Source organism: Kitasatospora sp. NPDC058406, assembly GCF_042722765.1.
GTDB lineage: Bacteria > Actinomycetota > Actinomycetes > Streptomycetales > Streptomycetaceae > Kitasatospora.
Map to the genome: position 1 here is coordinate 95,125 of NZ_JBHXKE010000003.1, position 12,016 is coordinate 107,140.

11 protein-coding genes are annotated in these 12,016 nt (G+C 75.0%); 3 read left to right on the top strand and 8 right to left on the bottom strand.

Going from position 1 to position 12,016, the window contains the following annotated elements; genetic code table 11:
• Positions 1-4: 4 nt before the first annotated feature.
• The 8 genes from hemB to ACFWOG_RS01555 all read right to left on the bottom strand — a co-directional run bounded on the left by hemB (position 5) and on the right by ACFWOG_RS01555 (position 7,477).
• On the bottom strand, positions 5-985 hold the full coding sequence (gene hemB / locus ACFWOG_RS01520) for a porphobilinogen synthase (protein WP_329885526.1): 981 nt from the start codon (positions 983-985) through the stop codon (positions 5-7).
• 64 nt (positions 986-1,049) lie between these two features.
• A complete protein-coding gene (locus ACFWOG_RS01525; RefSeq protein ID WP_329885527.1) occupies positions 1,050-2,720 on the bottom strand; it encodes a bifunctional uroporphyrinogen-III C-methyltransferase/uroporphyrinogen-III synthase in 1,671 nt (556 codons plus the stop codon).
• Positions 2,717-3,742 carry a hydroxymethylbilane synthase gene (hemC, locus tag ACFWOG_RS01530; protein WP_380353615.1) on the bottom strand — a complete coding sequence of 342 codons (1,026 nt, stop codon included), beginning with the start codon at positions 3,740-3,742 and terminating at the stop codon, positions 2,717-2,719. The genes ACFWOG_RS01525 and hemC overlap by 4 nt, the downstream gene beginning before the upstream one ends.
• Before the next feature lie 41 nt (positions 3,743-3,783).
• Positions 3,784-5,121, bottom strand: a complete 1,338-nt coding sequence (locus ACFWOG_RS01535) for a glutamyl-tRNA reductase (protein WP_380353618.1) — start codon at positions 5,119-5,121, stop codon at positions 3,784-3,786.
• Complete coding sequence (locus tag ACFWOG_RS01540; RefSeq protein WP_380353621.1) at positions 5,118-5,258, bottom strand: hypothetical protein; 141 nt, start codon at positions 5,256-5,258, stop codon at positions 5,118-5,120. Before ACFWOG_RS01540 ends, ACFWOG_RS01535 begins: the two co-directional genes overlap by 4 nt.
• A complete protein-coding gene (locus tag ACFWOG_RS01545; protein WP_329885532.1) occupies positions 5,255-6,151 on the bottom strand; it encodes a redox-sensing transcriptional repressor Rex in 897 nt (298 codons plus the stop codon). Before ACFWOG_RS01545 ends, ACFWOG_RS01540 begins: the two co-directional genes overlap by 4 nt.
• Before the next feature lie 101 nt (positions 6,152-6,252).
• Positions 6,253-6,951 (bottom strand): exonuclease domain-containing protein, encoded by a 699-nt coding sequence (locus tag ACFWOG_RS01550; RefSeq protein WP_380353625.1) that lies wholly within the window; start codon positions 6,949-6,951, stop codon positions 6,253-6,255.
• Between the two features lie 247 nt (positions 6,952-7,198).
• On the bottom strand, positions 7,199-7,477 hold the full coding sequence (locus ACFWOG_RS01555) for a glutaredoxin family protein (protein WP_329885534.1): 279 nt from the start codon (positions 7,475-7,477) through the stop codon (positions 7,199-7,201).
• 286 nt (positions 7,478-7,763) lie between these two features.
• Between ACFWOG_RS01555 and ACFWOG_RS01560 the strand changes: the two genes are divergently transcribed.
• The 3 genes from ACFWOG_RS01560 (at position 7,764) to ACFWOG_RS01570 (ending at position 11,867) form a co-directional block, all read left to right on the top strand.
• A complete protein-coding gene (locus tag ACFWOG_RS01560) occupies positions 7,764-8,843 on the top strand; it encodes an HAD family hydrolase (RefSeq protein ID WP_380353628.1) in 1,080 nt (359 codons plus the stop codon).
• Between the two features lie 626 nt (positions 8,844-9,469).
• The gene (locus ACFWOG_RS01565; RefSeq protein ID WP_380353642.1) at positions 9,470-10,243 is read left to right on the top strand and encodes an ECF subfamily RNA polymerase sigma factor, BldN family; all 774 of its coding nucleotides are present in this window, start codon (positions 9,470-9,472) and stop codon (positions 10,241-10,243) included.
• 277 nt (positions 10,244-10,520) lie between these two features.
• Positions 10,521-11,867, top strand: coding sequence for a DUF5667 domain-containing protein (locus ACFWOG_RS01570; RefSeq protein WP_380353630.1), 1,347 nt, complete (start codon positions 10,521-10,523; stop codon positions 11,865-11,867).
• The last annotated feature ends 149 nt before the right edge of the window (positions 11,868-12,016 follow it).

The window sequence follows — 12,016 nt, forward strand, 5'->3', positions numbered from 1 at the left end:
GCCGCTACTTCAGCATCGCGGCGGCCTCGACCGCCCAGTAGGTGAGGATCTGCTCGGCGCCGGCCCGGCGCAGCGACGTCAGCGTCTCCAGGATCATCCGCTCCCGGTCGATCCAGCCGTTCGCCGCGGCCGCCTCGACCATCGCGTACTCGCCCGACACCTGGTACGCCGAGACGGGCACCGGCGAGGCGTCGGCGACCTGGCGCAGGATGTCCAGGTAGGCCATGCCCGGCTTGACCATCACCAGGTCGGCGCCCTCGGCGACGTCCAGCTCCAGCTCGCGCAGGGCCTCCCGCGCGTTCGCCGGGTCCTGCTGGTAGGACTTGCGGTCACCCTTCAGCGAGGAGCCGACCGCCTCCCGGAACGGACCGTAGAACGCCGAGGCGTACTTGGCGGTGTAGGCGAGGATGCCCACGTCCTGGTGGCCGGCCTCGTCCAGGGCCCGCCGGACCACCGCGATCTGGCCGTCCATCATCCCGGACGGACCGACCAGGTGGACGCCGGCGTCGGCCTGCACCCGGGCCATCTCGGCGTAGCGCTCCAGCGTCGCGTCGTTGTCCACCGAGCCGTCGGCGGCCAGCACGCCGCAGTGGCCGTGGTCGGTGTACTCGTCCAGGCAGAGGTCGGACATGACCACCAGGGCGTCGCCGACCTCGGCGACCACGTCCCGGATCGCCTGCTGGAGGATGCCGTCGGGGTTGGTGCCCTCGCTGCCGACGGCGTCCTGCACCTCCGGGACGCCGAACAGCATGAGGCCCCCCAGGCCCGCCTCGGCCGCCTCGACCGCGGCCCTGCGCAGGGTGTCGCGGGTGTGCTGGACCACCCCGGGCATCGACGAGACCGGCACCGGCTCGCGCACGCCCTCGCGGACGAACACCGGCAGGATCAGCTCCGCCGGGTGCAGCCGGGTCTCGGCGACCAGGCGGCGCATCGCCGGGGTCGACCTCAGGCGGCGCGGGCGGACGTACGGGAATTCAGCGGACACTGCTTCTCTCTCCGAACGGTGGTGCGAGTGCCGGGGGCGGCGGGTGGGCCGCCCCCGGCCGTTGTCAGCGTGCGGCCTTGCGGCGCGAGCCGGGACGACGCTCGCTGGGCCGGTAGACCGGCTCGCCGGCGGCCGTCGCGGTGTCGCGGCGCTTGGCCCCGAAGTCCGCCAGTGCCTGGGCCAGCGCGGCCGCCGACGGCGCCGGGGCCATCACGTCGACCCGCAGGCCGTGCTCCTCGGCGGTCTTCGCGGTGGCCGGGCCGATGCAGGCGATGACCGTCACGTTGTGCGGCTTGCCCGCGATCCCGACCAGGTTCCGCACGGTCGAGGACGAGGTGAACAGCACCGCGTCGAAGCCGCCGCCCTTGATCGCCTCACGGGTCTCGGCCGGCGGCGGCGAGGCGCGCACCGTCCGGTACGCCGTCACGTCGTCGACCTCCCAGCCCAGCTCGACCAGGCCGGCCACCAGGGTCTCGGTGGCGATGTCGGCGCGCGGCAGCAGCACCCGGTCGATCGGGTCGAACACCGGGTCGTACGGCGGCCAGTCCTCCAGCAGGCCGGCGGCGGACTGCTCGCCGGACGGCACGAGGTCCGGCTTCACGCCGAAGTCGACCAGCGCCTGCGCGGTGGTCTCGCCGACCGCCGCGACCTTGATCCCGGCGAACGCCCGGGCGTCCAGGCCGTACTCCTCGAACTTCTCCCGCACGGCGCGCACCGCGTTCACCGAGGTGAAGGCGATCCACTCGTACCGGCCGGTGACCAGGCCCTTGATGGCCCGCTCCATCTGCTGCGGGGTGCGCGGCGGCTCGACCGCGATGGTCGGCACCTCCTGCGGCACCGCGCCGTACGAGCGGAGCTGCTCGGAGAGGCCGTGCGCCTGCTCCTTGGTCCGCGGCACCAGGACGTTCCAGCCGAACAGCGGCTTGGTCTCGAACCAGGAGTGCGAGGAGCGGTGCGCGACCTGCTCCCCGACCACGGCTATGACCGGGGTGGCCGGGTCCACCGGCGCCGACACCGGCGAGGGCAGCACCCGGGCCGCCTTCAGGTCGGCCGCGATGGTGGCCAGGGTGGCGGTGAAGGTGCGCTGGCGGGTGGTGGTGCCGGAGAGCGTCGCGCTCAGGGCCGACTCCGGCTTGCGGCCGTTGGAGACCAGCGCGTTGGCGGTGGCGGGCAGCTGGCCCAGGGTGGTCCGCACCACCAGGGTGGTCTCCTGCGCGCCCAGGTCCACCGGCGAGCCGGCCAACAGGGCCGCGCCCTCCACGAACCGGACGTCGGTGCCGGCCGCGCCGCGCAGCGGCACACCGGCGTAGGCCGGCACGCCGACCGACTGGGCGACCCCGGGGATCACCTCGAAGGCGATCCCGGCGCCGGCGCAGCCGAGCATCTCCTCGGCGGCACAGCCGTCCAGGCCCGGGTCACCGTCGACGGTCCGCACCACGTGCTTGCCGGACCGCACGGCCTCGCGGACCAGCTCGGCCAGGTCGAACTCCGGCCCCTCCGCACCCGGGGCGTGCACCTGCACGCCGGACGGGCAGTGGCTGCGCACCGCGGCGGCGGTCAGCGGGTCGGCGACCAGGATGTCGGCCGAAGCCAGCACCTCGACCGCGCGCAGGGTCAGCAGGCCCGGGTCGCCGGGGCCCGCACCCAGGAAGGTGCATCGACCGGTGGCGGGGACCACGCCCCCGAACGGGCTGTCGGCCGGGAACGGGCTGTCGGTGGCGGCGGTGGGGCTCATCGGGCTCGCTCCCCCATCAGGGCGGCCGCGCCCGCGTCGAGCAGCCGGGCGGCCAGCGCGCGGCCGAGGGCCGCCGCCCGCTGCTCGGCGGTCTCGTCGAGGACGATCGGACCGTCGGCGGACATCTTCAGCAGGGTGGCGCCGTCGGTGGTTCCGACCACGCCCTCCAGCCGCAGTTCGTTCTCGTGGCCCCGGACCGCCAGGCCGGCGACCGGTGCGGAGCAGCCGGCCTCCAGGGCGGACAGCAGGGCGCGCTCGGCGGCCACCGCGACCCGGGTGGGGGTGTGGTCCAGAGCCGACAGCGCGGCAGCCAGCGACCCCCCGTCCGGAAGTACGGCGGTGGGGGTGCACTCGACGGCGAGCGCACCCTGGCCGGGGGCCGGGATCATCAGCTCGCGGTCCAGGTGCTCGGTGATCTCGGCGGCGCGGCCGAGCCGGTTCAGGCCGGCGGTGGCCAGCACCACGGCGTCCAGCTCGCCGGAGGCGACGAAGCCGATCCGGGTGTCCACGTTGCCGCGGATCGCCACCGTCTCCAGTTGTGCGCCCCGGGCCCGGGCCCAGGCGTTCAGCTGCGCCATCCGGCGCGGCGAACCGGTGCCGATCCGGGCCGTGCGGCCGGAGCCGGCCAGCTTCTCCACCAGCTCGCCCAGGGTCAGACCCTCGTGCGCCACCAGGGCGTCGCGGAAGTCCTCGCGCTCGGGGACGGCGGCCAGCACCAGACCCTCGGGGGCGGCGGTGGGCAGGTCCTTGAGCGAGTGCACGGCGAAGTCGATCCGGCCCTCCAGCAGCGCGTCGCGCAGCGCGGAGACGAAGACGCCGGTGCCGCCGATCTGGGCCAGCGCCTCGCGCGAGGTGTCGCCGTAGGTGGTGATCTCCACCAGCTCGACGGGGCGCCCGGTGAGCCGGGTCACCTCGCGGGCGACCATGCCCGACTGGGCCATGGCGAGCGCGCTGCGCCGGGTGCCGAGCCGCAGGGGTGCGGTGGCGTCCGGGGACTGGCCGGTGAGCGGTTGACCATTCATGAGGTGATCGTCCCGGTGGTACTCGTGGGATGGCTGACGGTTCATCTGGCGCCCCCGCCCGCAGGCTGCTGGGTGCCGATCGGTGTGCCGGAGACCGCGTGCACGGCGGCCGGGTCGAGGTCGAACAGCTCGCGCAGCGCGTCCGCGTAGGAGGCACCGCCCGGCTCGGCGGCGAGCTGCTTCACCCGTACGGTCGGGGCGTGCAGCAGCTTGTCGACAACCCGCCGGACGGTCTGGGTGATCTCGGCGCGGGAGCGGTCGTCCAGCGCGGGCAGCCGGGAGTCCAGGCGGCCCAGCTCGGCGGCGACGACCTCGGAGGCCATCGCGCGCAGCGCCACCACGGTCGGGGCGATCCGGGCGGCCCGCTGGGCGGCGCCGAAGGCGGTGACCTCCTCGGCGACGATGCCGGAGACCGCGTCGACGTCGCCGGCGCCGGGGGTCGCCGCGTGGGCGTGCGAGAGGCTCTCCAGGTCGACGAGGAGCGCGCCGGGCAGCTCGTGCACGGCGTGGTCGACGTCGCGCGGCATGGCCAGGTCGAGGAAGGCGAGCGGGGTGTCGGCGTGGCGGGACGCCATTGCGGCGGCGACGTCCTCGGACCTGATGACCACGCCGGCCGCGCCGGTACAGGAGATCACCAGGTCGACGTCGGCCAGCGCCTCGGGCACCTTGGCCAGTTCGAGGGTGCGGGCGACGTCCGCGCCGAGGATCCCGACCAGCCGCTCGGCCCGCTCGGGCGTCCGGTTGGCGATCAGCAGGTCGGTGACGCCGGAGCGGACCAGCGTGGCGGCGGCCAGCGAGCTCATCGAGCCCGCGCCGACCACCAGCGCCCGCTTGCCGGCGATCTCGCCGGCGCCGGCCGCGACCTGCTCCAGGCCGAAGGTCACCAGTGACTGGCCGGCCTTGTCGATGCCGGTCTCGCTGTGCGCCCGCTTGCCGACCCGCAGCGCCTGCTGGAACAGCTCGTTCAGGCCGCGCCCCGCGGTGTGCTCGTCCTGCGCCCTGGCCAGCGAGTCGCGCAGCTGGCCGAGGATCTGGCCCTCGCCGACCACCATCGAGTCCAGGCCGCAGGCCACCGAGAAGAGGTGATGGACGGCGCGGTCCTCGTAGTGGACGTAGAGGTGGGAGGTGAGCTCCTCCAGGTCGACCCCGCTGTGGTGGGCGAGCAGCAGCGACAGCTCGGCGACGCCGGCGTGGAACTTGTCCACGTCCGCGTACAGCTCGATCCGGTTGCAGGTGTTCAGCAGCGCGGCCTCGGCGACGGTCGCGGACGCGGCCGCGTCGTGCAGCAGGCGGGTCGGGACCTCACCGGTCAGGGCGGCGCGCTCCAGCACGCCGACCGGGGCGGTGCGGTGGCTCAGCCCTACGACGAGAAGACTCACGCCCGACCCCCGGTACCGCGGATCCCGATGCCCGAGCGGCGTCCGCCGCGCTCGGCGGGCTCGGCGGGCGCGTCGGACGGCACCCGGCCGCCGACGATCCGCCCGTAGTGCCCCTGCTGCCCGTGCTGCCCGCTCATGCCGGCATCACCGCGGAGAGGTCGCCCTCACCGGGCTTGCCGGGCTGGGACTTCGCCGCCGGGTCGCCGTCCTTGGCGGGCTCGGTGGCCGGGCGGGCCTTGGTGCTGCCGCCGGCGGCACGGCGCAGCTTGGCGGCGGCCGCCCGGACCGGGCCGGGGGCGCGGTCGAGCACGGACTCGGCACGGTCCGGCTCGTCGCCGGCCTTGCGCTGCTCGTGGAAGGCGAGGATCTGCAGCTCGATGGAAAGGTCCACCTTGCGCACGTCGACGCCGTCCGGGACGGTCAGCACGGTCGGGGCGAAGTTCAGGATGCTGGTGACACCGGCCTCGACCAGCCGGTCGCAGACCTGCTGGGCGGCACCGGGCGGGGTGGTGATGACGCCGATCGAGACGTGCTGGCTCTCCACGATGGACTCCAGCTCGTCCATGTGGCGCACCGGGAGGCCGGCCGCACTGCTGCCGACCACGGCCGGGTCGGCGTCCAGCAGGGCCGCGACCCGGAAGCCGCGGGAGGCGAAGCCGCCGTAGTTGGCGAGCGCGTGGCCGAGGTTCCCGATGCCGACGATGACGACCGGCCAGTCCTGGGTCAGGCCCAGCTCGCGGGAGATCTGGTAGACGAGGTACTCGACGTCGTAGCCGACGCCGCGGGTGCCGTACGAGCCCAGGTAGGAGAAGTCCTTGCGCAGCTTGGCGGAGTTCACCCCGGCGGCCGCGGCCAGCTCCTCGGAGGAGACCGTCGGCACCGAGCGCTCGGAGAGCGCGGTGAGCGCGCGCAGATAGAGGGGCAGGCGCGCGACTGTCGCCTCCGGGATTCCCCGGGCACGCGAGGGTCGGCGCGCGGCGCCCTGCTCGGGCGTCTGCGAACTGCTCTGTGGTGATCGGCCGATTGCCACGGTGCTCCTGTGGGTGAAGCTGGGCTTTGGCAGCCAGGCTATGCGTTTGTGAACGTGTGCACAAAGATGGTGTCCGATTTGTCCCCACACAGTGATGCGCATCACGCCGTGGCACCTATAGCACCGGGCGCTTTCCGGGCCACCGCCGGGGGCGGTGCAGCGGGTGGCCGAGGGCCGTACAACGGCTCGCGCGGGAGCTCACGGCGGACCAGCGGGACCGGCTCCCCCTCCGGCCGGGACCGGGCGCCGCCCAACCTCGGCCACGGAACCCGGGCCGCCGCCCGCAGCGGCTCCACCCAGTCGCCGGGCGGACAGGACGGCGCACCCAGGCAGTGCCGGAGCAGCCCGGCGGTGGCCCGGGCGTCGCCCAGCGCGGTGTGGGCCGCGAACCCGCCCAGACCGGCCGCCTCCACGCAGGCCGCCAGGCCGAACCCACGGGCCTCCGGCAGGTGGGTCCGGGCCAGCCGCATCGTGCAGAGCAGCGGCACAGAGGGCAGCGGGACGCCGATCCGGGCGAACTCACGATCGAGGAAGGCGTGGTCGCAGGTGACGTGATGGCCGACCAGCACCCGACCGGCCAACAGCTCCAGCAGCCTGGGCGCGATCTCGCGGAACCGCGGGGCGCCCTCGACGTCCTCCTGCGCTATCCGGTGCACATGGGTCGGGCCCACCGGCCCGAGCGGGTCCAGCAGCGTGCAGAACTCGCCCTCCGGACGGAGCCGCTCGTCCAGCAGCACCACGGCGACCTCGACCACCCGGTGCCGCCAGGGGCTGCGGCCGGTCGCCTCCACGTCCACCACGGCGAAACCCCCGGGCCCGGCCGACGGGGCGGCGGGCGGCCCTGGGGGCGCCGCGGGGGGCGGACCGGGAAGCATGGCGGCACTCCTCGCGTGCTCAGCCCCCCATGGGCGCAGACGAGTTCGATCGTAAGCCGAGCACCGGGGGGCGCCCCAAGCCGCGTGCGGGGATTCTTCACAACGATTCGGCGAACCGCCCCCGCCGACCGGCGGGGGCGCGGGAGCCGCCCGCCGGGCCCCCCGGGGGGCGTCAGCCGCCGAGCGCGGCGCGCAGACGCTTCTCCTCCACCCGCCAGAAGTCGTGCTGGCGGCCGTCGATCAGGGTCACCGGGATCTGCTCCCAGTAGCGGCGGTAGAGCTCCTCGTCCTGCGTGATGTCCTTCTCCTCGAAGGTCGCGCCCAGCTCGCCCGCCACCCGGACGATCACCTCCCGGGCGTCGTCGCACAGGTGGCAACCGGGCTTGGCCACCAGGGTCACGGTCCGCTCGGCCGGCTTCGGGTTCTTGTCACGTCGCAGCAGTGGGCTCACCCCGCCATTGTGCGCCGCCCCTACAGGCCGCCGGACGGCGGCCGGGCGCGGCCGGGCGCGGTTCCGTGGGCGGTCCGGGGGCGACGGGGCCGCGGCCGGGCGCGGTTCCGTGGGCGGTCCGGGGGCGACGGGGCCGCGGCCGGCGCGCGGTTCCGTGGGCGGTCCGGGGGCGACGGGGCCGCGGCCGGCGCGCGGAGCGGCCGGTCGGGCGGACGGCGCGGCTGTTCACCGGCCCGGCACGCCGCCGTCACGGCCGCCCCGCGACCCGCTGGCTATGCTCGGTGACATGGCCGTGCTCCGAAGGCTCCTCCAGACAAGGCGACCCACCACCGCGCGGATCGCCCTGGCGGGCGAGGCCGCGGCCGAGGCCGCGGAGGCCGCCCTGCGCACCGCGCCGCAGCCGCCCGCCGACGTGGAGCCGGCCCCCGGGACCGTCGCCGGAACAGCCCCCGGGACCGTCGCCGGGCCGAGCGGGGAGACCGGGCCCGCCGGGGAAGGCACCGAGGAGAGCGCCGAGGAGGGCGCCGGGCAGCACGCGCGGCGCGGCAAGGCACCCAAGGCCCCCACCGAGAACCACACCCCCGAGCCGGACGACCCGCGCGCCGCCGCCTTCTTCGACTGCGACAACACCATCCTGCGCGGCGCCGCCATCTTCTACCTCGGCGTCGGCCTCTACCGCCGCGGCTTCCTCACCCGCCGCGACATCGCCCGCTTCGCCTGGCAGCAGGCGTGGTTCCGGCTGCACGGCGCCGAGGACCCGGACCACATGGCCGACGCCCAGCACACGGCGCTCGGCCTGGTCGCCGGCAAGCGGACCGCCGATCTGGAGGCCCTCTGCGAGGAGGTCTTCGACGAGGTCATCGCCGACAAGGTCTGGCCCGGCACCCGCGCCCTGGTCCAGATGCACCTGGACGCCGGCCAGCGGGTCTGGCTGGCCACCGCCGCGCCGGTGGAGGTGGCCAGGATCATCGCCGCCCGGCTCGGCATGACCGGCGCGCTCGGCACCGTCGCCGAGGCCCGCGACGGCGCGTACACGGGCCGGCTGGTCGGCGAGATGCTGCACGGCCCGGCCAAGGCGGCGGCCGTCCGCTCGCTGGCCCGCCGGGAGCGGCTCGACCTGGACCGCTGCGCCGCGTACAGCGACTCGGCCAACGACATCCCCATGCTCTCGCTGGTCGGGCACCCGTACGTGGTGAACCCGGACGGCGCGCTGCGGCGGCACGCCCGCTCGCAGGGCTGGCGTGTCCGGGACTTCCGGACCGGCCGGAAGGCGGCCCGGGTGGGCCTGCCGGCGGCGGCCGCGCTCGGGGTGACGGCGGGCGCGGTGGCGGCGGCGGTGGCCCTGCACCGCCGCCACCGGGCCTGACCCCGGCCCGGACCCGCCCGGGCGCGCACCCGGACCCGATCCTCCCGCCAGGCCGCCCGACGGAGTGAGTCCGGTCAATTCGCGCGCTGACCAGGCCGCTCTTACGGGCTAACTCCGGCGCGCCGGACGTCGATTCAGGGTCATCGACCGAACCCGACACCAGGTGACCGGTTCTGATCGCTCGTCAGTCCGGGAAAGTCAGGGGTTATCCGCGCCCAGGGCAGGGAAACCGCCCCCCGCGCCGCCGAATTGGTCACCTGGCGCACCCGTTCGGTCACGTTGGGCCGGATGATCGATGACACGTTCGGTCAGTGTCAGCCTTATAAGTGGTCAATGCGGATCCCAAACGACCACTTCGACCACACGGTGTAGCTGTCATTGCACAAAGCGTTATTCTCTCCTGGATGCGCGTCACCCACCCGCCCCGGCATGACCGGGTGGTGCGGCCGTGCTCTCCGCGCAGGCGGAGGTGATCCGTCCACAGTTCTGCCTCTGGGAGTCCCGTGTACCCACCCGTCCGGAACGACGCGCCTGCACCCTCCCGCCCGTCGTCCGCGCCCCTGCGCTCCCGCACCAGCCTCCGCGGCCGCCCGGTCCCGCCCCGGCAGATCTCCACCGGCCTCGAACTGCTGCGCACCCTGCTCCGCAGCCAGCTCGTGACCTCGCCCCAACCGGTTCCCGCCGGAGCCGCGTTCGGCCCCGGCCAGCCGCACACCGGAGCCCCCTTGCTGCGCACCACCGCAGCCGGCTCGGCCGGCTCCGCCGGCACCGGTGCGCGCGGACGGACCGGAGCCGCCGGCACGGGCGGCCGGAGCCGGACCCGAACCACCACCGGCCCCGGCTACGAGACCGAGCACAATCCGATCATGGAGCTGGTCGAGCGGGCCCAGGCCGGCGAGAGCGAGGCCTTCGGCCGCCTCTACGACCACTACTCGGACACGGTCTACCGCTACATCTACTACCGGGTCGGCAGCCGGGCCACCGCCGAGGACCTCACCAGCGAGACGTTCCTGCGCGCGCTGCGCCGGATCGGCACGTTCACCTGGCAGGGCCGGGACTTCGGCGCCTGGCTGGTGACCATCGCCCGCAACCTGGTCGCCGACCACTTCAAGTCCAGCCGGTTCCGGCTGGAGGTCACCACCGGCGAGATGCTCGACTCCAACGAGTGCGAGCGCAGCCCGGAGGACTCGGTCCTGGAGTCGCTGTCCAACGCGGCCCTGCTGGAGGCGGTCCGGCGGCTCAACCCGCAGCAGCAGGAGTGCGTCACACTGCGCTTCCTGCAGGGGCTCTCGGTCGCCGAGACGGCGCGGATCATGGGCAAGAACGAGGGCGCCATCAAGACCCTCCAGTACCGCGCCGTCCGCACCCTGGCCCGCCTGCTCCCGCCCGACGCACGGTGAACGGGGCGCAGGCCGGGGGCGACCCCGGCGCGGCGGGGGAGATAACCGGCGGGCCGTCATCCCCGATGACGGTCCGACACGTCCGGGTGAACGGTCGGTCCGATGATCAGCCGTGCGTAACCGACCGCCCGCACCACTCGTTGGCCAGCGTGCAAGCCTCCACCAGGCGTACGGTCAAGTCGAATTGCGACCTCTCACCCGATGGAGTGGCATTGGCTTGCCGGGGCAACCGTCCGGCAGGCCGGGGTGTCGACAACGACGAAGGGAGGTGTGGCCCGTGACGGCAAACGTGCTGGAGCACCGGCGGGCGAAGGCCTTCGCCGAGGCGCTGGAGGCCCACCAGGCGGAGCAACTCGCTACCGACGGCGCGGAAACGGCCAGGAGCACGGCCGGCAGCGCAGGTCCGGCCACCATGGCCGGGCTCATCGACATGGTCGGCGCGCTCGGCGCGCTGCCCGGCCCGGAGCTGGACCGCGAAGTCCGGACCGTCCAACGCGCCCAGCTGATGGCCGCGTTCGAGCAGGCTTTCGCCGGTGGACCGGGCGCCACGGTGCCCCGGCAGCGCCGCCATCGGGCGATCCGGAGTGCACCGCGCGGCCGCTGGAGCCGCCGGTTCGCGATCGGCGGGCTGGTGGCCGGGCTGGCCGTCGGGAGCCTCGCCGGCGCCGCGGCCGCCAGCACCGGGGCACTGCCGGGCGATCCGCTGTACGGGATGAAGCGCGGCCTGGAAGGACTCCGGCTCAACCTCGCGGAATCCGACACCGAGCGCGGCGAGCTGCTGCTGGACAACGCGGCCACCCGGCTCGGCGAGGCCCGGTCGCTGGTCGGGCGGACCGGGACCGGCGGCTCGCTCAGCCCGGGCACGGTCGACCAGGTCCGCAAGGCGCTCGACGACATGCACGCCGACGCCCTCCGGGGCCGCGACCTGTTGCGCGCCGTGTACCGCAGCAACGGCTCGCTCGACCCGATGCGCACCCTCGCCGGCTTCGCCGAGGGCGAGGACGGCGCCTGGGCCGAGGTCCAGTCCAAGCTGCCCGTCCAGCTGATCCCGCAGGCCCACCTGGTGGAACAGCTCTTCGACGACATAAGCGAGGACGTCGCGCCCCTGCGCCTGGCCGAACCGCCCGCCAAGAGCGGTGCACCGGCCGGCGGCGGGGCGGGCGGCGGCGCGCAGACCCCGGCCACCGGTGGGGACGGCGGTCCCGCCGGCACCACGGCCACGGGCGGCAACCCGGCTCCCGGCGCGCCCGCGCAGGGCGGCTCCGGCGCGGGTCCGGCCGGCAGCACGGCCGGCAGCGGCAGGCCCGGCACCGCCGAGCGTGCCCCGTCCGCGGGGGCGACCGTTCCGGCGCCTCCGGCCGCTCCCGGTGCCCCGGTCGACATCCTGCCGAGCAGCGTGCCCGGCAACGTCGTCCCGGCCCCGGTCGGCGGGCTGGTCGACAACCTCACCAACGGGCTCACGGGCGCCAAGCCCTCGCCCAGTCCGGACCCGGCGCCGGACCAGGCACCGGCCCAACCGTCCGCCACGCCCAGCCCGACCGCCGACGGCGCCCCGCAACAGGGCGTCGAGGTGCCCCCGCTGATCCCGGGCCTGCTGCCCGGGCTACGGATCCTCGGCGGCTGAGCGGCCGGCAGGACGATCGACCGCGTGGTGGTGACGCGGGTGGGGGCCGGGGGGGGCGGGGGGCCCCCCGGGGCCCGGGGGGTATTAAAAAAAGACACAGGCCCCGACACAGGCAGAGTAGATAAAGGTGGTGGGGGGGGGAGTAAAAA